We start from the raw sequence: 21813 nt of genomic DNA, 5'->3' as shown, positions 1-21813 counted from the left end.
TTCAACTGCTAACTTTTTAAGAAATCTCCCACCAATTGCTCCGCTTCTGCACAGGCAGTAGCCAGATCGTAATTTTTTAAAATTACATCAAACTTATCTGCGTAGAGTAATTCTTTTTCAGCTTTAATAAAACGTTCCTGCAATTTCTCTGCACTATCTGTTCCTCTTCCGCTTAAACGTTCTTTTAATACATCCAACGATGGTGGCTGAACAAAAATTGCCAGAGCATCATCTTCATATTTTCTTTTTAAACGGATACCACCTTCCACATCAATATCGAAAATTACGTGTTTGCCATCGTTCCAGATGCGCTCGATTTCTGAGCGTAAGGTGCCATAAAAAGTTCCGTTATAAACTTCCTCAAACTCCACAAATTCCTGACGGGCAACTTTGTGTAAAAATTCTTCCTTACTGATAAAATAGTAATCGTTTTCATGTGTTTCGGCACCTCTTAGTTCGCGTGTTGTTGCAGAAATAGAAAAGCTCAGCTCAGGAAATTTCGTTAATAAATGATGTACTATAGTTGTTTTACCTGCTCCTGATGGTGCCGAAAATATGATTAATTTGCCTTGTTTCATTTTGTAAGCTGAAAGCAAAAAGCTAAAAGACCAAAGCAGCTTTTTGCTTTAGTTTTTAGTCTTTCCGCTTATAATACGTTCAATAATTGTTCCTTTATTTTTTCTAATTCTTCTTTCATTCCAACAACAAACTGTTGCATCTGGGCATCGTTAGCCTTGGCACCCATGGTATTAATTTCTCTTCCGATTTCCTGAGAAATAAAGCCCATTTTTTTTCCGTTTGCTTCTTTGCTTGCCAAAGTTTGTAAGAAATAATCACAATGGCTTTTTAACCGTGTTTTTTCTTCAGTAATGTCAATTTTATCAATATAATAGATCAGTTCCTGCTCAAAACGGTTTTGGTCTATATTCACCTTACCTACGGCATCATCTAAAAATTGGGTAAATTTATCGCGGATTGCAGAAATCCTTTTAGGTTCCAATTCTTCTACAGATTTGAAATAAGAAAGAATGTTTTTGATCCTTAATGTTAAATCGGCCTTTAAAACAGCACCTTCATCCTCCCTAAATTTATTAAAATTAGCCAAAGCCTCCGTAAAAATCTGGTAAAGGTGGTTCCATTCATCCTCACTTACACTTTCTTCCTTGTAGCTGATCACGTCGGGAAAAGTTAAGGCAGTTTGCAGTAAATTGCTACTCTCAGCACCCAATTCATTATTAACTGCAATAAGTTGCTTATAATAATGGCTTAATAGTGCGGTATTGATGGTAGCACCTGTGACTTCACCATTGGTACGTTCTACATTGATGCTTAAACTTACCTTTCCGCGTTCAATATCTTTACTACAGATGTTGCGCAGGATCAGTTCTTTATCAGAAAAAGCTTTAGGATATTTTAAATTCAGCTCAAGAAATTTGCTGTTGAGCGATTTGATTTCGACACTATACTTTGCATTTGCATAATCGGCTGTTGCTAAGCCGTATCCTGTCATGGATTTTATCATGCGCAAAGGTAAGAAAAATTAGTGAAGAGTTTTTGGATGATGGTTTACTGTTTTCTAAGGATATTGATACACAAAAGTAAATTTTAATCAAAAAAATAACCTGGAATGATTTTTTCATCCCAGGTTATTGAATAATATTGAATTTATTTTCACTTTCACAAATTCCTATTAAACTTATTTTTCAGTCTCTGAAACCTAACTGGCACTCGTAAACACTTGTTTTTTAATTTTAAATAATCTTTTTGTCATCGAGATTAAATATCTTCAATCTACTGTTGAGCCTAGTCTGTCTAACTGGCGTTGTTAAAGAATAGCTATTGCCCTAGCTACAATTTGCAACAAATTCCCAAGGGCCCCATTCTTCTGTTTCAGGTACTTGATTAGGGTTTACATACCACTTGTTTTTGTAAATTTTTCCTTTATAATAAACTTTTGTACCAGCGGTTGGGTAAGATTTAGTTGCATCATACGCAGCTATGCCACAGCCTCCTGTGCCGCCTGGTGGATTGGTAGGCGTTGTAGTTGGTGGAATTACAGGTGGTGTAACCGGCGGATTTATAGGTGTTGTTGGTTGGTTTTTATAATCAAAAGCATTGGCAAGAGTAGCCTCTTTGGTTTGCCCGTTTAAAATTTTGCCTGCCATGTTTAAATAAGTAACCCCGGTATAGTTCGTGTTTTTATTCGATAGTAAAGATAAGTTCCAGATCATTATCCCATCATTTTTGCCAGCCCTATTCTGTGAGCCTCCATCGTGAATATATTTAGCCAAATTGGCAACAAATTCTGGTGTATGTTCAAAATATGGTCCCCAAGGCTCACCTGGAACGTGCGTGCCATGTGCAAGTTTAAAGCCGTATTGGTTGGCATAATAGGCATAAGAATCATACATCAGGTTTCGGTTGGGTGCTGCCCCTGTATTGTAAGCCTGATAAGCAATAATATCCAGTTGATCACCAACAGCTTTCATTACAGGTATCATTGCGCCCGTAGATGAGAATCCAAATAAACTAATGCTTTTGGTTGGATCAGTAAAGCTGTACAGAAAATTATCTGTCTCGTTTGTTACCGCATTTCGTTTGCCATAGGCGAAGGGTGATTGAGGATCATCATTATTTAATCCACCCAAAGCACCAGCACCTGCAGGAGCGGTAGTAATAAGATAACCTTCCGATTTTGGCATCAGTTTTCTTGATTCCGAAATGTATTTAGTTAATCTGCCAACATTTAATGCATTGCCCGATTCGCTGAAGCTGGCATTTGGTTCAAAATCCCAATCAATTCCCGCAAAACCAATATCGTCAATAAGGTCTTTAATGTGCTGATAATTGATGTTATCGAAGTTTTCTGAAGTATTCCAATAACTTTCGCCACCTATTGAAAGGATTACGCTGATGCCCTTCTGTTTTAAAATGCCAACTGCACGTTTTAGCATTAAACCACCATCTTTAGGATCTGGAGTTGAATAACATTCCAATCCAGTGTTAACAGTAGTAATATTATATGAACCTTTAATATAAGTAAGATTTGGTTTTGCAAATGCAAAAAAAACATGGGTTACACTTGATGGCAATGAAGTAAACGGACTTATCCCATCCTCATTGAGCCACCCTTCGCTCCAACTCGGATAATAGCCAATTGTGATCGGTTTATTTAAACTTGGATTGGTATTCGTATTTACAACAGCCTGTTTTTGCGGAATTTTTAAAGTTCCTTCCGGCGTTAAAGTTTCCAAATTGTCTTTTTTACAGGAAGCAAAAATGGAGAGAAGTACAGTTATGGCCATTAACGCCTTTTTTTTGGATAAAGTAAATCCTGTAGCCAGTGCGTGGCTAGTAGTGAATGATTTGTTCTTCATATTTTAAGAATTAGGCATACTCAAATGTAGTAATAATACTTCATTTTTGCCAATTCCTTTTACTTAACCTCTTTATAAATGCTATATATACCATTATTTCAGGTTTTCTACACAATTCATAATAGAACTCAATGGGATCATTAAATTAGTTTTAAATTAACTTGTCTTAAATAAAATGATCATCCTTTATAAGATCTATGCTGTTTTAATAGAGCCGGAGTAAATTGAGGATTGGATTTCAATTGCCCAAAGGAGAGGCATCATCCTAGCATGTGCTAAATAAAATCTACCGGTTGTTTTCTTATTGTTATTAACGTTTCTTTAACAGTTTACAAGGTTAACAAATGCTAATTTTACAAAAATATCTCACAGGTATGAAAGCATTTTTAACTACAATATCACTTTCATTACTATTGTTCTTTTTTCCTAAAAAAACGCTCGCTCAAAATACCTCAACCAAAGGCGTCATTATAGAAAAAGGAACCCAGCTCCGCATTGCGTTGGCCGTTATTACCAATATTAGCAACAAGCAGGCAGTAGGTAGTAACGATATGGGCCTCTTCGCAATTAAAGCTAAAATTGGCGATACCTTAGTAATCACAAAAAGGCATTTTAACAACATCATTGTGGTGGTGTCCAATGATCAGGATCTGGTTATTAACCTCGTTCGTGCTGATATGTTATTGGAGGATGTAACAATTAGAGCAGAAAACAAACAACAAAATTTGTCAGCTGTTAGGTTAGCACACCAGAAGAAAACTTATTTTTATGGTAAAAAACGAAATCCGCTATATTATATGCGCTATCCTTTGGCTGCTGTAATGGAGCTTTTTAGCGCAGAGCGGAAAAATGCAAAACGTTTTGACCGTTATTATGAAAATGAAACGAAGGAATTGGAAATAGACCGGTTTTTTAACGTCAGGATTGTTAAAAATAATACAACATTTACGGGTAAGCAGATGGATAAGTTTATGTTGGATTACAGGCCGAAATATAAACAGATTAAAAACTGGACTAACTACGACGCTGTAGGCTATATTAAAAAATCAGCAAAGCAGTACCTAGATACTTTAACCAAGCCATTATAACGCACAATGAAGCATGTTAAGAATATTCTTTTATTCATCACCTTAGTTATAAGCTTAAATGCAAAAGCACAGAATTTTGTACTTAAAGGTGTGGTGATAGAAAAAGGATCTAATGTGCGGATAGCTTTTGCAGCTATTACCAATATCCGCAGTAAAATGGGTACAACCACTAACGATATTGGAATATTTCAGTTAAATGCCCGGAAAGGGGATACCTTGCTGATTCAAAAGCGAAATTTAAAAGACCAAAATGTTGTGGTTAATACCGATGATGACTTATTGATATATTTAATCAGGGGGAGTACTATGCTAGAGGAGGTAACAGTTAAAGGACAAACTAAAAAGCAAGAGATGGAAGGTATAAAAAGAGATTTTAAAAGGAATGGTTCGTTTTTTGAAGGAAAACCACCGTTACTTTTGCTGAGTCCTTTTGGTGGTAGCCCATTAACATTTTTTTATGAGCTTTTTGGTAAAACACCGGCGAGGGCACGTAACTTTAACCGTTATTATAAAAAGGAATTGAGTTTGATTGAGGTGGATAAGTTTTTTAATAAAACCTTAGTCGCAAAAAATACAACTTTAACAGGAAAAGAGCTTGATAAATTTTTGCTCGATTATTACCCAACACGCAGCACAACCCTTAACTGGAATAACTATGATGCTGTTAAATACATCAAAGAATCGGCTAAGAAATATACCGATACTTTGAAACACAATAATTAATTACATAATGAAAAACTTCAAATTTGCCATCATACTATTCGTTCTAACCTCAATCTGCTTCGTTACACAGGCCCAGGATTTTATTGTGAAAGGCGTTGTAATCGAAAAAGGCTCAAATATCAGAATTGCCCTATCAGAAATTACAAATCTGCGTACCGGAATCGGTGTGGGTAGTAATGATATTGGTATGTTTCAACTTAAAGCAAAAATTGGTGATACGCTTCTCGTTATTAAAAGGGATTTGATCGACCAGCGTGTTGTGGTAAACAGTGAGAAAGATTTAGTAATTTATTTGGTTCGTGGAAGCACAACATTGGATGATGTAACCATTAGGGGCAATACCAAACAACAGGATCTTAACGAAATCAAAAGGGAGTTTAAAAATAAGGGCGTGTACAACGGAGGCAAAACAACAGTTTTATCAGCAATATTTAGTCCGCTGAATGCATTGTATAATTTGTTTGGTACTGACCCAAAAAATGCCCGAAGGTTTGGCCGGTACGCTGATAACGAAATTAAACAGTCGCAGATTGATGTATATTTCAACCAGAGCATCATTAAAAGCAATACCGAATTAAGAGGTGATACCCTGGAAAAATACATGCTAAACTGTCGCCCGGAGTTTGATAAAGCCCAATACTGGAACAGCTACGATTACATTAAATACATTAAAGAATCGTCGAAAAAATTTACGGATACGCTTGGGAAGGGGAAGTAATTTAGTTGGGAGTAGGGAGTTGTGAGTTAGGAGTAGAGCGTATTTGGTACAGCATGAAATCTGAAGCTTTTATTTAAAGCTGTAAAATCTTATCACAGGGTGTAAAGAAGGGAGCTGCGGGCAGATTTTTAATATTTTTGATTAGCCATTTTATAATTTATGCTATGCACAAATGATTGCTAAACAATAAATTTAAATACTCAACGCTTCGCAGGCTTTTTCTGCCGCTAATTTTTCTGCATTTTTCTTGTTGTAATCTCTTCCGGTGCCCACTTTTTCACCTTCAACTACGGCACTTATGGTAAATAGTTTGGCACTTTCGCCTTCGCCATTTTCAGCCAGTTCGAACATCACATCTTTACCATGGCGTTGGCACCACTCAATAAGTTTACTCTTAAAATTGGTTTCTGTAAGCTCCAGGGTATGAATGTCGATATGTGGTTTTACAATTCTGCGGAGCAAAAACTCTTTGGTAAAGTTGTAGCCTTTATCCATATAAATGGCACCTACAATGGCTTCAAAAGCATCGCCCAACATCGAATTGTGTTTGGTTTGTATACTTACCGAACGCTGGTCGAACTGGATAAGCTTATCAAAACCAATTTTTTTAGCCAACTGGTTTAAATTAGCCCTATTTACAATTTTAGAGCGCATTTCGGTTAAGAAACCTTCTTCTTTGTAGGGATAATGTTTGAAAAGCAATTCTGCAATTACTGAACCTAAAACAGCGTCGCCTAAAAATTCTAAGCGTTCGTTGCTACTTCTGCTGCCATTTTTTAAAACCTTTGCTACAGAGCGATGCCTGAACGCCATTTGATAAAGCGTAACATTGCCTGGAACAAAACCTAAAATGTTTTTCAGCTTTTTAACAAACTCCTTTTGAGGAGAAAGATAAAGTTTATATAATTTTAATATCGGCATTAAATAAATAACACAATTAACGGCTAATTAGCATATTTAACTAAGTTATCTATTTTTAATTAGCATACAAAATTATATAGCAGGGCTGTTTTAATTAATCTTCGAATTTCTTAAAAATAACAGAAGCATTATGGCCACCAAAACCGAACGTATTACTCAAAGCAGCTCTAACAGTACGTTTTTGCGCTTTATTAAAAGTAAAGTTCAATTTAGGGTCAAATGCAGGATCATCTGTAAAGTGATTGATTGTTGGAGGAACAATATCATTTTTAACAGAAAGAATTGCTGCAATAGCTTCAATAGCCCCGGCTGCACCTAAAAGGTGGCCAGTCATCGATTTGGTAGAACTGATGTTTAAACGGTAAGCATCTTCACCAAATAATGTACCAATGGCTTTGGTTTCACTAATATCACCAAGTGGTGTAGAAGTGCCATGCACATTGATATAATCTATATCAGCAGTTGTTAAACCAGCATCTTTTAGAGCATTTGTCATTACCATTCTAGCGCCCAAACCTTCAGGATGTGGTGCAGTAATGTGATTAGCATCAGCACTCATTCCACCGCCAACAAGCTCTGCATAAATTTTTGCACCTCTTGCCTTTGCATGTTCAAGTTCTTCTAAAATAATGGTTCCTGCACCTTCACCAGCTACAAATCCATCACGGTCTTTATCAAAAGGACGTGATGCTGTTGCCGGATCTTCGTTTCGTGTTGATAATGCATGCATGGCGTTAAAACCACCCATACCTGCTTCATTGATAATGGCTTCTGAACCACCGCTGATGATTACATCGGCCATACCCAAACGGATATAGTTAAATGCATCAATCATTGCGTTAGTAGAGGAAGCACATGCCGAAACAGTTGCAAAATTTGGCCCACGTAAGCCATATTTGATTGAGATATGCCCAGGAGCGATATCAATAATCATTTTAGGAATAAAAAATGGATTGTATCTTGGCGTACCATCTCCTTTGGCGAAATTCGAAATTTCATCAAGGAAAGTTTTCAATCCACCTATGCCTGCGCCCCAGATAACTCCGATCCGGTTAGTATCTAATTTTTCAAAATCAAAACCACCATCCTTCACAGCCTCATCTGTTGCTACAAGAGCATATTGTACAAACGGATCAAGCTTGCGGGCTTCCTTTTTCTCCAAAAAATCTTCAGGATTAAAGTTTTTTACCTCACAAGCGAATTTGGTTTTAAACTTTTCAGTGTCAAAACCCTTAATAGGAGCAGCGCCACTCACCCCGTTAGTCAATCCTTCCCAAAAATCGGGAACATTATTGCCTATAGGAGTGAGCGCACCCAACCCTGTTACTACTACTCTTTTTAATTCCATTTATACTGAAAAAGCGTAATTCTATTTAACGTTTTTTTCCAAATAAGCAATCGCTTGACCAACTGTACCGATGGTTTCAGCCTGATCATCAGGAATAGCTACATTGAATTCTTTTTCAAATTCCATAATCAACTCTACGGTATCTAAAGAATCTGCACCTAAATCGTTGGTGAATGAAGCCTCTGGCGTAACTTCGCTTTCGTCAACACCTAGTTTTTCTACGATAATAGCCTTAACTCTTGAAGCAATATCAGACATAATTTTATAATTTAATGGTTAAATAATTCTGTGCAAAGAAAAATAAATTCTTACAATTTTCAAATGTTTTTATTTCGATACGTAATTTTGGTATCTCAATAACACAGCGAATATAGAATTAGTTTTTTAATTTCGTTCTGTAAATAATTTATTTCGCTTTGAATAGAACTTACCTAAAACTTACCTTAGACCTTGATTTTATACTGATTGCGATCACAGCACCCTTAAAAGACTATGTGCTTTGCCACAAAATTAATACCCGATTAAATACACAATTTGAGAAAATAGACGACCACGAAATATTTTTTAATATCGATGAACCTGCCTGGTCATTCTCTAAATATTACTTTTTTGTAGAGCAGGGAGAGGTAGAATACTACTTAATTTGCAATAAAAGCAGCGATGGTTTCTTAATTCCGGAGATGAACAAAGTAGATTTTTTTATCATAATTAAAGAATTTATTGATAAGGAAGATTTGGATTATCTGATCAACGGATTGAATAAACTGCCTGATATACAGGTGGCTGCGAAGATTGATCCGACTAAGTTAAAGAGTAAGGAGAATTTGGTAATATAAAAATTATATACTTGGTGTATTAAATACACTATATTTGACGGTTACAAACAAAGAACAAAAGAACAAAATATATAAAATTTAATGCAGTTTGATTATTTTAGATAATAATTATGCTTTCTTAAACTGCATTGCTAAAATCAATTAATTAAATGAAACCTTTTCATTCGAGAACTAAAATTGTTGCCACGCTTGGGCCTGCGTCAGCAAAACCAGATGTATTATATAGTATGTTTAATGCAGGTTTAGATGTTTGCCGCCTAAACTTTTCGCACGGATCACAAGCAGATCACCAGGCGGTTTTGGATACCATCCGCGATTTAAACAAAAAATACGATTATAATGTAGGTATCCTTGCCGATTTACAAGGACCAAAAATTCGTATTGGTTTAGTAAAAGAAGGTGGTATTAACCTGATTAATGGCAAAACCACTGTAATTACCACCAGCGAATGCATTGGTAATGAAGAACGCATTTACATTACTTATCAAAACTTCCCTCAGGATGTTCAGGCAGGCGAAATTATCCTTTTGGATGATGGAAAACTGCAAATGAAAGTAATTTCTACAAATTTAAAAGATGAGGTGGTTTGCGAGATTGTTCATGGTGGTATTTTAACTTCAAGAAAAGGTGTAAACCTTCCAAATACTAAAGTTTCAATCCCTTCATTAACGCCTGAAGACCGTGAAAATTTAGAATTTGTTCTGGAAAATGATGTAGAATGGATCGGCTTATCTTTCGTACGTAAGGCAGAAGATATCATCGAACTTAAAAAAATAATTGCCGAACGTGGTAAAACTGCCCGTGTAATTGCTAAAATTGAAAAACCGGAAGCCATTGCAAATATCGATGAGATTATTGCAGTTACAGATGGTATTATGGTTGCCCGTGGCGATTTAGGTGTTGAATGTCCGATGGAAGAAGTTCCATTGTTACAGAAAATGATTGTTGCGAAATGTAGAGCAGCTTCTAAGCCAGTGATTGTAGCAACACAAATGTTGGAAAGTATGATTACTACACCTCGCCCAACACGTGCTGAGGTGAATGATGTGGCTAACTCTGTTTTGGATGGTGCTGATGCTGTGATGTTAAGTGGAGAAACTTCGGTTGGAGAATTTCCATTGATCGTAATCGAAACCATGCAAAAAATTATTCAGAACATTGAGCAGAACAACTATCCGTTCAATCCTGATAAGTTTTTAAAACCAAAATCGCCATCTTTCTTAAGTGATGCAATTTGTGATTCAGCTTGTTTCTTAGCTAAACAAACCAATGCTGTAGGTATTGTTTCGATGACTTTAAGCGGTTACACTGCTTTCGAAATTTCAAGTCATCGCCCAGAAGCTTTAACCTTTATTTTTACCAGCAACAGGGCTTTATTAAATGCAGTAAGCTTACTTTGGGGCGTAAGGGGTTTCTTCTACGATAAGTGGGAAAGTACCGATAACACCATCATTGAGGTGAATGAATTTTTGAAGAGCAAAAAACTTGTTAAACAAGGCGATATTATCATCAATACAGCTGCTATCCCGATGGAAGCAAAAGGTAAAACCAATATGTTAAAAATTACAGTTGTTGACTAATTAAAAACAACCGTCGAAATATAAATGCTTTCTAAAATTGGGAAGCATTTTTTTTGCTTGCTATTTTGCACTTTTTATTGATCTTTTTAACGTTGATTAACAACAAAAAATATATTTTTGCAATCCATTCGGAGAGGTGTCAGAGTGGTCGATCGAGCACGCTTGGAAAGCGTGTGTACTGCAAGGTACCGCGGGTTCGAATCCCGCCCTCTCCGCCAAAATGGTTAAAAATCCTATCAAAAGCCTGGTAAGTTAAATGCTTATCGGGCTTTTTTGTGATCTGAAATGGTAAATAGTTTTCCATACCTGCAACATCACATCGTATTCTTTACGGTAAATAAAAATTGCATTGGTTTTAAGTTAATTGTGAGAAAAGCCCGAATTAATTTGTCTGGTTCCTAGTACGCCTCTCTGCACCTTATGCCTAATTTGTATCACGATTAATACCTGTCATTTCCTAAAACAGTATTATTTTTATCGCAAGATTAACTAACATGATAAATAAATATTGGCTTACCGTAACGGCCTGTGCTTTGGCCATTACCGCAAATGCGCAGCAGAAAGCCCTAACAGTAAAAGATTACGAAAGGGCCGAAAGTTTTATGGCTTATAATACGGCAAAATACATCGATCACGCAAGTGTACAGCCAAATTGGTTGGATGGTGATAAATTTTGGTATAGCACTAAAACCGATGGTACAGAACAAACTTTTTTAGTAGATCCGGTAAAGAAAAGCAAAACCTTAACTACCGAATATAAAGGCGGTGCAATGCCATCCCGTAGAGGTGGAGGCCGCAATGAGGTTGTATCTCCCGACGGGAAAAAATCCATATTAATTAAAGATTATAACCTGTTTGTTAAAGATATAGCTTCAGGAAAATTAACGCAATTAACAACCGATGGCATTAAAGATTATGGTTATGCTACTGATAATGCAGGTTGGAAACATAGCGATGCCCCAATTTTGCGCTGGTCTCCTGATTCAAAAAAAATAGCCACTTTTCAACAAGATCAACGCAATTCATCTGATATGTATCTGGTAACTACCAATGTTGGTGCACCTATGTTAAAAGCCTGGAAATATCCATTACCTGGCGATAAGCAGATTGCAACCATCCGTAGAGTGGTTATTGATGTAGAAAACCCTAAAGTGGTTTCACTTAACATCCCTGCAGATCAGCATCGTGCTACGCTCAGCGATGATATTTCGAGCAGTGGTACTTTTGATGATATCGACTGGAAGGCAGATGGATCAGAAGTTGCTTTCGTATCGACTTCAAGAGACCATAAAAATGAAAAATTCCGTATTGCAAACGCAACTACAGGTGCTGTTAGAGAGGTTTTTGAAGAAACTGTAAAAACACAGTTCGAATCGGGTCAGGGTGCAATCAACTGGCGTTATCTTCCTGCTTCAAAAGAAATTATCTGGTATTCGGAAAGGGATAATTGGGGTCACCTTTATCTGTATGATGCCACAAATGGTAAAGTAAAAAATCAAATCACCAAAGGTGATTTTGTAGTTACCCGATTGCTTAAAGTGGATGAAAAAACGCGTACACTTTATTTTATTGCAAACGGTCAGGATAAAATAAATCCATATTTTGGCCATTTTTACAAAATTGGCTTAGATGGCAAAAAGCTTACCGATTTAACACCAGAAACCGGAAATCATATCGTTTCATTCTCTCCATCAGAAAAATATTTTATCGACAGCTATTCACAGCCAAACGTACCAAATGTTACCGTATTTAAAAGTTTGGATGGAAAACTAATTACAGAATTAGAAAAAGCAGATGTTACCAGACTTGCCGCTACAGGCTGGAAAGCCCCAACTCCGGTTTCAGTTAAGGCAAAAGATGGTAAAACTGATATTTACGGGTTGGTTTTTACGCCAACTAAAATGGATGCCAATCAGAAATATCCGGTTATCGATTATATTTATCCAGGGCCACAGGGTGGTAGCGTAGGTAGCTGGGCTTTTTCAGCTTCAAGAAGCGATAATCAGGCTTTAGCCGAACTTGGCTTTATTGTGGTGGTAATTGAAGGTACCAGTAATCCAGACCGTTCTAAAAGTTTTCATGATATGAGCTATGGCAATATGGCCGAAAACACATTGCCTGATCAGATTTCGGCAATCAAACAGCTTGCGGCTAAATATCCAATTGATACCACTAAAGTTGGCATATGGGGCCATTCGGGTGGTGGCTTTGCTACTGCTACGGCAATGTTCCGTTATCCGGATTTCTTTAAAGTAGGAATTGCTGAATCTGGAAACCATGACAATAGAAACTACGAGGACGATTGGGGCGAACGTTACAATGGTTTAGTAGAAAATGCTGATTATGAAGCACAGGCCAATCAGAATTATGCTAAAAACCTGAAAGGAAAACTAATGCTTGTGCATGGTATGATGGACGATAACGTGCCACCTTACAATACTTTATTGGTTGTAGAGGCATTGGAAAAGGCAAATAAATCTTTCGATCTGGTTATATTTCCAAATAGTGCGCATGGTTATGGAGCTTATTCACCTTATATGATGCGCCGCCGTTGGGATTATTTTGTACAACATCTTTTAGGTGCCGAACCACCTAAAGATTATCAGATGAAAGGCCCAACAGCAAGATAATTTTTTAAGAGCAACTTTAACAGGTTGCTCTTTTTGTATCTTGTATTAAACAATGCGGGTATTTTAACAGTTTAATTTCAAAAAACAATTTCATGGGAAAAACCAGAGGTCAAAATAACGTAATTATAACCGGTACAACCGGAATGGTTGGCGAAGGCGTATTAATGAAATGCTTGGAAAATCCTGAAATTGATTCCATTTTGGTAGTAAACCGCAAACCATGTGGTTATGTACATCCAAAATTAAAGGAGATTATCCATTCTGATTTTTTCGACTTTTCAGCGATTGAGAATGAGCTTTCGGGTTACAATTCATGCTTTTTCTGCTTAGGAATTACATCAGTAGGCGTAGATAATGATACCTATTTTAAAATGACTTATGTTTTAACGATGCATGTTGCTAAAACACTGAGCAGGCTGAATGAAGATATGACTTTTTGTTATGTATCCGGAGGTGGAACCAACGCAAACGGAAGATTAAAATGGGCACAGGTAAAAGGAAAAACAGAGAATGATTTAATGGCATTGCCTTTTCAGCAGGTGTACAATTTCAGGCCCGGTTTTATTAAACCTTTGCCAAATCAAAAATATGCCCATAAGTTTTATAAATATATCAATTGGATGTTTCCTTTAGGGCGGGCTGTTTATCCAGATGGGTTTTGTACTATGGCTGAGCTTGGCCAGGCCATGATTAATACCTTAAGTCATAACAACCAAAGGAGAATTTTAGAGGGAAAGGATATTATTGCCCTTGCTAAAGAATAAGCCCAGGAGTAATAGTTCCTAGGCTTATCTTAATCAGCAGATTAGGCACTTGGTTTAGGTTAGTTGATTATTTTAGGTTTTTTAATATAAAGCGGCTATTGCATTTTTATCTTTTGTAGATAGTACGCTTGCGCCACTACCGCATTGCCCGCCATTCATTAGTGAAGAAGCACCAGTTCCTGATACGCCTGGTACAGGTACACCAGCAGGGTTTTCGCCTGCTGATGACCAGTTGGTATGACGAAGTGATATGTTATGGCCAAATTCGTGACAAATTGTTCTGGCACGTTGCGCAAATGAATTACTTGCAATTGCATTTTTGTTGATTCTAATTAACGGTCCAGCTTTTCCATCAACAGGTAATTCACCCATACCACATACTACAGAACCGGGAGTACTCTCCAAAACTTCGTTTTTAATGATTATATCATAAGGTGCGGTAGTTACAACGTTCAGTCGCAAGGTAGAATTTGGTACAGCATTCCATTGAGCAAGTGCATTGTTAATTTCGCTTAACATTGATGTCATCGAAGGATCAACAAAAACCCTTATATTCAGCTTATTGGTGCTGTTCACAATAGATCCTGAATAATACTGCTCCGTACCTACACCTGCGTTTGAAGGTACTTTCATGTCTTTAGAAAATGATATATCTTCTTCAACAAGATAAAAAGAGCCTTTATCTATAATACTGGTTTCCGGAAAGCCAAGATTTTTAATGTATTGTAGTACCCTGTCTGAGTTTTTTACCGTTTCTTGTGGTGCTGTAGTCGTTTCTGGATTTTTTTTACAAGCAGCAATGATCAATGCCACCATCGCAATAACTCCGGTCATTTTTAGTTTGTTTTTCATAAGTTTAAGTTAGTTAGTCCTAATAGCTGATGAAACAAAAGTAATGTAAGATGTTACAATCCAATATCCGGTTATCTGATTTTTACACGAAAACTAACTTAAATCAGTGTGTATTAGTTTAAATACATTATTATATCTTAAAATTTACACGAAACCTATTTTATTGTTTAAAAATGTTTATTTATGCTAAACAGTGTAGAGATTTATTTTAAGTGTATACGGGATGAAATATAAAGATGGCCTGTGGTATCGATAGGTAATCTTCAGGAAACAGATAAGTATTATAAATGAAAAAAGGCTTGTCGATAGGGTATTTATTAATACCGCCCGACAAGCCTAAAATAACTTGAAAAATAATTGATATTAAAATAGATTATTTCTTGTTATCGTATTTTCTTTGATTGTCTTTATTAGATGTTTGATCAGACCGTTGGCCGCCGCCATTTGTGATCCCCTGCATTTTTTTATCAGTTTTAAAGTCGTGGTTAGCCCTATCGGCTATTGAACTTCCCTGAACCGTTGGATTGTTTTTTGGTGTGCTCGTATTTTTCATAACTGTAAAATTTAGTGAATAATAATGCGGAGCGCTGTAATAACAACCAATGTAATGCTAAATATGTTTTAATTTTTTGAATTTGCTTGTCATTTAAAGCGAAGTGCAATGGAGTAGCGCAATCTAAATAAATAGATCTCTCCTTTCCACTACGCTACAGTTTATATAACGATTTTGCCTTAATACAATAAAAATATAGTTGGCTTTTTATGAAGATCAATTTCCTCTTTACGCCAGTTGTAAACACTCTGGGTTTTTATAAATTCATCTTCAGCAGTAAGGTTACTGGCCACACAAACCTGTGTATTGGGTTTGCAGCTTTTCAGTACTTCTTCAAAAAGCTGGTTGTTGCGGAAAGGTGTTTCGATAAAAATCTGTGTTTGCTTATATCGGCTGGCAGATAAATCTAGATCTTTGATTCTTTTGGTACGTTGCTCTTTATCAATAGGTAAATAACCCCAAAAGGCAAAACTTTGCCCATTAAAACCTGAAGCCATTAAAGCCAATAATATCGAACTAGGGCCTACCAATGGCACAACCTTAATGCCACGTTTATGTGCTTCAGCAACAATATCGGCACCAGGATCGGCAATGCCAGGGCAACCTGCTTCACTCATAAGCCCTACATCTTTTCCGGCGGCAAGCTCAACAAAAAACTGACCCAGATCTGTACGGTTATGTTTACCATAATCATGTACAATTAAATCTTTCTGTGGCGTTTTTAAACCCGCTTCTTTTAAAAAGCGACGGGCTGTTTTACTGTTTTCTACAATGTAGGTATCAATCTGATTAATAGTATCAACCAAATAAGGGGTAAATGTTTTGTGTGCTACCTCTTCTGCCAATGGTACGGGAATAAGGTATAAAGTGCCTTTTTGCATGGTGCAAAAATACTTACAATAAATAGAATTTAAGTTTTAAAGTTTACTTCAATGGCAATATAATCTCTTTTATAAATAAAGGTGTAGCAAATTTTATTTCTAACTGACTAATTTTCTGCACAATTAAACTTGGCTTAAAACGTTAAATATAAGTTAAATATGCCTTGCAGGGCAATATTTGGATGAAAATGCAAAAACTATGCATGCATATTAAACCTTCTATAATTTTGGTTCTCTAATTGATACACACACATTAGGTTATTAAAATAAACACACAAATGAAAACACTGAAATCTACGGCACTTGTGCTGGGGCTCTTTGCGCTCCTTGCCGGAACCACAACCCTTGTCAGGGCACAAGACTATCAAAACGATTACCAGGATGATGGTTATAGCACTGGCAATGTTTCTTTACAAACTTTTTATGATGAACTCTCTCCTTATGGCACGTGGATTCAGGATCCTCAATACGGATATGTTTGGCGCCCTGATGTAGATCAGAACGAATTCAGACCGTATTATACCAACGGACGGTGGGCGATGACCGAATACGGTAATACCTGGGTTTCCAACTACGATTGGGGATGGGCACCTTTCCACTACGGCCGTTGGGTAATTAACAGCTACAGGCAATGGATTTGGTTACCTGATACCAATTGGGGGCCAGCATGGGTTGATTGGAGAAGTGGCGATGGTTATTATGGATGGGCACCTATGGCCCCGAGTATCAGCATTAACCTGAGTTTTGGCCGTCGTTATTCAGTACCAGAATTTTGCTGGAATTTTATTCCGCAGCGCAACATTTACATCAATACATTCCCTAGGTATGATTATGGAAGAAATAATGTATATATCCGCAATACCACAATCATCAATAATACTTATGTATATAACAGAAGGAATTATTATGGCGGACCAAGGATTGAAGACATCAGACGTGCAACCAATAGAGATGTAACCGTTTACAGATACGCACAAGGATCAAGACCAGGTGCCAGCAGAATTAACAGCAGGGAAGTATCTATTTACAGACCAAGGCCTGAGCGTAATGCTGATAACCGCAGTGCAGCACCTCGAAAATTTGAACAAGGTAATGCAGGTTTTAGCAGAGGCGGCAGAAATGAAGGTTATACCAATCGCGATCAAAGGGGCGGGAATCCCAATAATAATGATAACCGTTTTGGATCAAGAGATAACCGAAGTACGCAACCCGATCGCGGCAATGGCAATGGAGGAAGAGATAACAATAATCAGCCAAATAACAGAGGTGAGGCTTACAATAGGGATGCAAATGGACGTATTAGCCGTAACAATCCAAATGGTGTTGACGGAAGAAACGGACAGGAAAATGTAAACCGTGGCCAGGATCAGCAAAGATTTGAGCAGATGAGACAACAGCGTGCACAGCAAGACCGTATGAGTCAGGATCAGCAACGTGCGCAACGCGATGTTCAAGGCCAGCAACGCGGTCAGGTAGATCAACAGCAACGTGCGGCTCAAATGGATCAACAAAGAGCACAACGCAATGAGCAAATGCAACAGCAACGTGCACAGCAGGCTCAGGGGCAACAACAAGAAAGAACGCAACGTGATGCCCAGGTGCAGCAGCAACGTAATGAGCAAATGCAACAGCAACGTGCTCAGCAGGCTCAGGGGCAACAACAAGAGCGTGCGCAGCGTGATGCCCAGGTACAGCAGCAACGTAATGAGCAAATGCAACAGCAACGTACGCAACAAGCCCAGGCACAACAACAAGAGCGTGCACAACGTGATGCCCAGGTTCAGCAGCAACGCAATGAACAAATGCAGCAGCAACGTGCTCAACAGGCGCAAGCGCAACAGCAGGAAAGGGCTCAGCGTGATGCCCAGGCTCAACAGCAACGTGCTCAACAGGCGCAACAACAACAACAAGAACGTGCTCAACGCGATGCTCAAGTACAACAACAAAGAGCACAGCAACAGCAGCAACAACAACAACAAAGACAGGAACAGAGAAGAGAAGCACCGCAACAACAAAGAGGCGGTGGTGAAAGTGGAAGGCCATCAAGAGGAGGTAGAGGATAAATAAAAAAGTCCCGATGAAAATCGGGACTTTTTTATTTAAAAGATATTTGTCTTTTTGAAACCTAAAATGGAGAGATCGTTTTTGGTTACGTTGCGCTCCGTTCGAAATGAAAATTGCTTGGGGATTGAAAATTGCATATGGCTTTGTCTTTCGAACTTTAATGTTTTTAACAAATCTTCAAAGCAAAAAAAATAAAATTACTGACCTGCCGCGGCATGAAGATTACTTAAATCTGTTCCTCGGAAAGTGCTCCCGGCTTCTGGATGGAGGTTTTCAGGATCCAATAGAAAGGTGCTTATACCCAGCTCCAATCCAAATTTAATTTCAGATTCCGCATCATCACCTATAATTAAAATATCGTCTGTATTCAGGTTATATTGTTCAATTAATAATTTAAAGGCTTCCTTTTTATTAGTAGTTGAAACATCTACAACATGCACCTTTTCAAAATCGTTGGCAATGCCGAGCATCTTCACTTTTGATTTTTGCTGTTTCTCAAAACCAGCGGTTACAATAAATTTTTTCCCTTTAAGGCTTTTAATATAATGGTAATCATCACTTGGTTTTAAAGGTTGTGTAACTTCTCTGCTTTGTAAGAAAGCAAGTATATCAGGCATTAATTCTTCTTTAAACTTATATTTTTTGGCAACTTTTTGAAATGGTGTTCTTAACATCTCTTTTTTTGCGAGTTGAAACTCTTCATCACTGATTCCTAAATCTAAATTCTCTAAAAAATGGTACAATTCGCCCATTAATTGCGCCTCATTCGGTTTGGTAAAGTAAATGGTATTGTCCAGATCGATAAAAAATATGTGCTTCATGTAAATGGAATGATTTATGTTGTAATAAAACCAAAACAACAAGTGCGAATTAATGTTTAATTATTTAAAGACTTAAAGTTATGACAAAGGAAACAAAAATTATAGTAGGCGTACTGGCTGGAGCAGCACTTGGTGCAACAATCGCATTGGCGTTATCTTCAGATTCGACAAGTGATTTAAAAGGTAAAGTATCTGATTTCTTTGCCGATTTATTAGATGCTTCTAAAGATAAATTAGCAGGCTTGGCGGATAAAGCTACAGGAGTTGCAGATAAGGTGAAAGATAAAATAGCAGATATAAACGCTTAAAGAATTGGAAATGCCGGAAATATCCGGCATTTTTATTCTAATAATATTCTAACCATTTTTAAATGAACATCGCTTTTCATGGTGCAGCCCGAACTGTTACGGGAAGTAAGCACCTCATTACCTTAAAAAACGGCACTCAAATTTTATTAGACTGTGGCTTATTTCAAGGAATGGGCCGAGTTACCGATAAATTAAATGATTTTTTCGGCTTCGATCCGAAAAAAGTTACCTACGTAGTTTTATCCCATGCACATATAGACCATTGTGGTTTATTGCCAAAATTGGTTGCTGATGGTTTTGAAGGAAAAATTTTCTGTACTGCCGCAACCATGGATCTTGCCCCTATCTTAATGATGGATTCTGCAAAAATACAGATGCAGGATGCTGAGTTCTCCAACCGCCATCTACACAAAGGTGAAGAAATGGAAGAGGCACTTTACACTGATGATGACGTTACAAAAACAGTTGGTTTGATGAAAATTGTGGAGTATGAACAAGATTTTGAGATCGAATCCGGAATCCGCTTAAAGTTTACCGATGCTGGCCATATTTTGGGTAGTGCTGCGGTTCATCTTACTATTTCAGAAGATGGAAAACCAATACGGATCACATTTTCTGGAGATGTTGGCCGTTATGGCGATTTACTTTTAAAAAGTCCGCAACAGTTTGATCAGGCTGATTATATTTTAATGGAGTCTACCTATGGCGATTCGTTGCATAAAGATCTCGATCCGATAGAAGATCTTCTTTTGGAAATTATCACCAATACCTGTAAAGTAAAAAAAGGCAAAGTAATCATCCCAGCTTTTGCTGTTGGCCGTACACAAGAGCTACTTTATGCTTTAAACGGTTTAGAATTAAAAGGCAAATTACCTGATATTCCTTATTATGTGGATAGTCCACTCTCTTCAAAGGCAACAGAAATTCTAAAAAAGCATCCTGAAGTATATAACAATGGGGTAAAGGATATTTTAAAAATCGATCATGATGTATTTGCTTTTAAAGGCTTACGTTTTATCGAAAGCGTGGAGGAATCTAAAGCATTAAATGATGATCCGCGGCCCTGTGTAATTATTTCTGCATCGGGAATGGCAGAAGCAGGTCGAGTAAAACACCACATCAGAAACAATATCGGGAATCAGAAAAATACCATTTTAATGGTGGGATACTGTGAACCCAATTCGCTTGGTGGTAAATTAATTGCCGGGCAAAAAGTGGTTGAAATTTTTAAAGAAAAACTTGATGTAAAAGCCGAAGTCCGTTCAATAAAATCGATGAGTGCGCATGGCGATTACGAAGATTTGCTGCACTTTTTATCATGTCAAGACCCAGCCAAAGTAAAACAGCTGTTTTTGGTACATGGCGAATATGAAGTACAACAGCATTTTGCAAGCAGGTTAAAAGATAAAGGCTTTAAACATGTTGCCATACCGGAATATCATCAGGTATTTGAAATTGAATAGTTCAAGGAGTTAATTGAATTTGTTGGACGGCCACTTTAAACGGAGTATAGCAAGTGAGAAATCTAAAATATAGATTTCCATTATGTTCATAATTACAAATTCCAATCAACGGTGATGCGCGAGACTAATTGGTATGTTAAAACTACGGAGCTAACGATTTTCCTCAATGTTTTAAGCTTTCCTCCTATCTTTGCCTTATGGATGTTTTTGGTAAGGCGTTAACAGATATTTACAGAACTGGCGAAGCAGATACACTTTGGTTGCACAATTCTTATGGCGAACCGGAGGAAATGCCATTGGAATTTTTCTTTCGTGATGATGAAGATATGCCTGTTTTAGAGCTTCAGGCTTTACACATGTGCCATGGAAAAGTGTTGGATATTGGTGCCGGGGTTGGTAGTCATGCCTTACTTTTGCAGGCTTTTAATATTGATGTTACCGCCATTGATATCTCAGAAGCCGCTGTAAACATCATGAAAGATCGTGGCGTAAAAAAAGCACTACTTCAGGATGTTTTTGCCTATCAAGAAAAATTCGATACCATTATTATGTTAATGAACGGTATCGGCCTTACCGGAACATTACCTGGTTTTAAAGATTTTTTGATCAAATTGAAGGGTCTTATCACACCTGGCGGACAAGTAATTTTTGATTCTTCAGATATTGCTTATTTGTACGAAGATGTGCCGAAGCCTCAAAATCAATATTATGGCGAGGTATCCTACCAATATGAATATAAAGGCGAAAAAGGCAACTGGTTTAACTGGATTTATGTTGATGAAGAAACCATTAAACGTATTGCCAAAGAAACTGGATGGGATACAGAAATGATTTTTGATGATGGAGAAGATCAGTATTTGGTAAAATTGACTTTGGCGCAATAATT

Annotated in this window: 21 protein-coding genes and 1 tRNA gene; 12 read left to right on the top strand and 10 right to left on the bottom strand. The window is 37.3% G+C overall.

All coding sequences use genetic code 11. The features are described from left to right. Positions 1-8: 8 nt before the first annotated feature. The 3 genes from gmk to ACZZZW_RS25400 all read right to left on the bottom strand — a co-directional run bounded on the left by gmk (position 9) and on the right by ACZZZW_RS25400 (position 3377). A complete protein-coding gene (gene gmk, locus ACZZZW_RS25410; protein ID WP_055913226.1) occupies positions 9-578 on the bottom strand; it encodes a guanylate kinase in 570 nt (189 codons plus the stop codon). A gap of 68 nt (positions 579-646) precedes the next feature. After that, positions 647-1510, bottom strand: a complete 864-nt coding sequence (locus tag ACZZZW_RS25405; RefSeq protein ID WP_055913223.1) for a YicC/YloC family endoribonuclease — start codon at positions 1508-1510, stop codon at positions 647-649. Between the two features lie 334 nt (positions 1511-1844). Then, positions 1845-3377: a hypothetical protein gene (locus tag ACZZZW_RS25400; RefSeq protein WP_463497631.1), complete on the bottom strand. Its 1533-nt coding sequence runs from the start codon at positions 3375-3377 to the stop codon at positions 1845-1847. Between the two features lie 374 nt (positions 3378-3751). On the opposite strand from ACZZZW_RS25400, the gene ACZZZW_RS25395 reads away from it, so the two are divergent. The 3 genes from ACZZZW_RS25395 to ACZZZW_RS25385 are packed head-to-tail and all read left to right on the top strand — an operon-like array spanning position 3752 to position 5906. Further along, positions 3752-4465 carry a hypothetical protein gene (locus tag ACZZZW_RS25395; protein ID WP_463497629.1) on the top strand — a complete coding sequence of 238 codons (714 nt, stop codon included), beginning with the start codon at positions 3752-3754 and terminating at the stop codon, positions 4463-4465. A gap of 6 nt (positions 4466-4471) precedes the next feature. After that, positions 4472-5188: a peptidase associated/transthyretin-like domain-containing protein gene (locus ACZZZW_RS25390; protein WP_463497626.1), complete on the top strand. Its 717-nt coding sequence runs from the start codon at positions 4472-4474 to the stop codon at positions 5186-5188. A gap of 7 nt (positions 5189-5195) precedes the next feature. Continuing rightward, the gene (locus ACZZZW_RS25385; protein WP_463497623.1) at positions 5196-5906 is read left to right on the top strand and encodes a hypothetical protein; all 711 of its coding nucleotides are present in this window, start codon (positions 5196-5198) and stop codon (positions 5904-5906) included. Between the two features lie 192 nt (positions 5907-6098). Here ACZZZW_RS25385 and rnc read toward each other — a convergent pair whose 3' ends face one another. The 3 genes from rnc to ACZZZW_RS25370 form a co-directional block, all read right to left on the bottom strand. Then, positions 6099-6827, bottom strand: coding sequence for a ribonuclease III (gene rnc, locus ACZZZW_RS25380; protein ID WP_055913205.1), 729 nt, complete (start codon positions 6825-6827; stop codon positions 6099-6101). A 94-nt stretch (positions 6828-6921) separates the two neighbouring features. Next, positions 6922-8175, bottom strand: coding sequence for a beta-ketoacyl-ACP synthase II (gene fabF / locus ACZZZW_RS25375; RefSeq protein WP_055913201.1), 1254 nt, complete (start codon positions 8173-8175; stop codon positions 6922-6924). Between the two features lie 21 nt (positions 8176-8196). Beyond that, a complete protein-coding gene (locus ACZZZW_RS25370) occupies positions 8197-8433 on the bottom strand; it encodes an acyl carrier protein (protein WP_008508386.1) in 237 nt (78 codons plus the stop codon). Positions 8434-8591: 158 nt separating this feature from the next. Here ACZZZW_RS25370 and ACZZZW_RS25365 point away from each other — a divergent pair, with 158 nt between their 5' ends. From ACZZZW_RS25365 to ACZZZW_RS25345, 5 genes are all read left to right on the top strand, one after another. Next, positions 8592-9011, top strand: a complete 420-nt coding sequence (locus tag ACZZZW_RS25365; RefSeq protein WP_055913198.1) for an IPExxxVDY family protein — start codon at positions 8592-8594, stop codon at positions 9009-9011. A gap of 149 nt (positions 9012-9160) precedes the next feature. Then, positions 9161-10591, top strand: a complete 1431-nt coding sequence (gene pyk, locus ACZZZW_RS25360) for a pyruvate kinase (RefSeq protein WP_055913195.1) — start codon at positions 9161-9163, stop codon at positions 10589-10591. A gap of 130 nt (positions 10592-10721) precedes the next feature. Continuing rightward, a tRNA-Ser gene (locus ACZZZW_RS25355) sits at positions 10722-10809 on the top strand. A gap of 276 nt (positions 10810-11085) precedes the next feature. Beyond that, complete coding sequence (locus ACZZZW_RS25350; RefSeq protein WP_463497618.1) at positions 11086-13221, top strand: S9 family peptidase; 2136 nt, start codon at positions 11086-11088, stop codon at positions 13219-13221. 92 nt (positions 13222-13313) lie between these two features. Further along, a complete protein-coding gene (locus ACZZZW_RS25345) occupies positions 13314-13985 on the top strand; it encodes a Rossmann-fold NAD(P)-binding domain-containing protein (RefSeq protein ID WP_463497615.1) in 672 nt (223 codons plus the stop codon). 81 nt (positions 13986-14066) lie between these two features. Here the strand turns inward: ACZZZW_RS25345 and ACZZZW_RS25340 are convergent, their stop codons facing one another. From ACZZZW_RS25340 to ACZZZW_RS25330, 3 genes are all read right to left on the bottom strand, one after another. Continuing rightward, entirely contained in the window at positions 14067-14837 is a 771-nt protein-coding gene (locus tag ACZZZW_RS25340; protein ID WP_463497612.1) for a M57 family metalloprotease, read from the bottom strand. 373 nt (positions 14838-15210) lie between these two features. Next, positions 15211-15390, bottom strand: a complete 180-nt coding sequence (locus tag ACZZZW_RS25335; protein ID WP_055913183.1) for a hypothetical protein — start codon at positions 15388-15390, stop codon at positions 15211-15213. A 179-nt stretch (positions 15391-15569) separates the two neighbouring features. Next, positions 15570-16271: an SAM-dependent methyltransferase gene (locus ACZZZW_RS25330; RefSeq protein ID WP_055913180.1), complete on the bottom strand. Its 702-nt coding sequence runs from the start codon at positions 16269-16271 to the stop codon at positions 15570-15572. Positions 16272-16549: 278 nt separating this feature from the next. On the opposite strand from ACZZZW_RS25330, the gene ACZZZW_RS25325 reads away from it, so the two are divergent. Next, positions 16550-18334: a DUF6600 domain-containing protein gene (locus tag ACZZZW_RS25325; protein WP_463497608.1), complete on the top strand. Its 1785-nt coding sequence runs from the start codon at positions 16550-16552 to the stop codon at positions 18332-18334. Between the two features lie 198 nt (positions 18335-18532). On the opposite strand, the gene ACZZZW_RS25320 is transcribed toward ACZZZW_RS25325, so the two are convergent. After that, positions 18533-19156: an HAD family hydrolase gene (locus ACZZZW_RS25320; protein WP_463497605.1), complete on the bottom strand. Its 624-nt coding sequence runs from the start codon at positions 19154-19156 to the stop codon at positions 18533-18535. 80 nt (positions 19157-19236) lie between these two features. Between ACZZZW_RS25320 and ACZZZW_RS25315 the strand changes: the two genes are divergently transcribed. From ACZZZW_RS25315 to ACZZZW_RS25305, 3 genes are all read left to right on the top strand, one after another. Beyond that, positions 19237-19464, top strand: coding sequence for a YtxH domain-containing protein (locus ACZZZW_RS25315; RefSeq protein ID WP_055913171.1), 228 nt, complete (start codon positions 19237-19239; stop codon positions 19462-19464). Between the two features lie 62 nt (positions 19465-19526). After that, complete coding sequence (locus ACZZZW_RS25310) at positions 19527-20927, top strand: MBL fold metallo-hydrolase RNA specificity domain-containing protein (protein ID WP_463497601.1); 1401 nt, start codon at positions 19527-19529, stop codon at positions 20925-20927. A 197-nt stretch (positions 20928-21124) separates the two neighbouring features. Continuing rightward, on the top strand, positions 21125-21811 hold the full coding sequence (locus ACZZZW_RS25305) for a class I SAM-dependent methyltransferase (protein ID WP_463497598.1): 687 nt from the start codon (positions 21125-21127) through the stop codon (positions 21809-21811). Positions 21812-21813 lie beyond the last annotated feature (2 nt).

It is taken from the genome of Pedobacter sp. AC379 (assembly GCF_979258145.1).
Note: the sequence above shows the minus strand (reverse complement) of the source record. Positions and strands in the feature narration are given on the sequence as shown.

Excerpts from the sequence above, each read along its gene's own strand:
- ACZZZW_RS25315 (WP_055913171.1), top strand. The coding sequence starts at position 19,237 with ATGACAAAGGAAACAAAAATTATAGTAGGCGTACTGGCTGGAGCAGCA.
- ACZZZW_RS25400 (WP_463497631.1), bottom strand. The coding sequence starts at position 3,377 with ATGAAGAACAAATCATTCACTACTAGCCACGCACTGGCTACAGGATTT.
- ACZZZW_RS25310 (WP_463497601.1), top strand. The coding sequence starts at position 19,527 with ATGAACATCGCTTTTCATGGTGCAGCCCGAACTGTTACGGGAAGTAAG.
- ACZZZW_RS25385 (WP_463497623.1), top strand. The coding sequence starts at position 5,196 with ATGAAAAACTTCAAATTTGCCATCATACTATTCGTTCTAACCTCAATC.
- ACZZZW_RS25325 (WP_463497608.1), top strand. The coding sequence starts at position 16,550 with ATGAAAACACTGAAATCTACGGCACTTGTGCTGGGGCTCTTTGCGCTC.
- ACZZZW_RS25345 (WP_463497615.1), top strand. The coding sequence starts at position 13,314 with ATGGGAAAAACCAGAGGTCAAAATAACGTAATTATAACCGGTACAACC.
- ACZZZW_RS25390 (WP_463497626.1), top strand. The coding sequence starts at position 4,472 with ATGAAGCATGTTAAGAATATTCTTTTATTCATCACCTTAGTTATAAGC.
- ACZZZW_RS25350 (WP_463497618.1), top strand. The coding sequence starts at position 11,086 with ATGATAAATAAATATTGGCTTACCGTAACGGCCTGTGCTTTGGCCATT.
- ACZZZW_RS25320 (WP_463497605.1), bottom strand. The coding sequence starts at position 19,156 with ATGAAGCACATATTTTTTATCGATCTGGACAATACCATTTACTTTACC.
- ACZZZW_RS25340 (WP_463497612.1), bottom strand. The coding sequence starts at position 14,837 with ATGAAAAACAAACTAAAAATGACCGGAGTTATTGCGATGGTGGCATTG.
- pyk (WP_055913195.1), top strand. The coding sequence starts at position 9,161 with ATGAAACCTTTTCATTCGAGAACTAAAATTGTTGCCACGCTTGGGCCT.
- ACZZZW_RS25370 (WP_008508386.1), bottom strand. The coding sequence starts at position 8,433 with ATGTCTGATATTGCTTCAAGAGTTAAGGCTATTATCGTAGAAAAACTA.
- ACZZZW_RS25395 (WP_463497629.1), top strand. The coding sequence starts at position 3,752 with ATGAAAGCATTTTTAACTACAATATCACTTTCATTACTATTGTTCTTT.
- fabF (WP_055913201.1), bottom strand. The coding sequence starts at position 8,175 with ATGGAATTAAAAAGAGTAGTAGTAACAGGGTTGGGTGCGCTCACTCCT.
- ACZZZW_RS25305 (WP_463497598.1), top strand. The coding sequence starts at position 21,125 with ATGGATGTTTTTGGTAAGGCGTTAACAGATATTTACAGAACTGGCGAA.
- gmk (WP_055913226.1), bottom strand. The coding sequence starts at position 578 with ATGAAACAAGGCAAATTAATCATATTTTCGGCACCATCAGGAGCAGGT.
- ACZZZW_RS25335 (WP_055913183.1), bottom strand. The coding sequence starts at position 15,390 with ATGAAAAATACGAGCACACCAAAAAACAATCCAACGGTTCAGGGAAGT.
- ACZZZW_RS25405 (WP_055913223.1), bottom strand. The coding sequence starts at position 1,510 with ATGACAGGATACGGCTTAGCAACAGCCGATTATGCAAATGCAAAGTAT.
- ACZZZW_RS25330 (WP_055913180.1), bottom strand. The coding sequence starts at position 16,271 with ATGCAAAAAGGCACTTTATACCTTATTCCCGTACCATTGGCAGAAGAG.
- rnc (WP_055913205.1), bottom strand. The coding sequence starts at position 6,827 with ATGCCGATATTAAAATTATATAAACTTTATCTTTCTCCTCAAAAGGAG.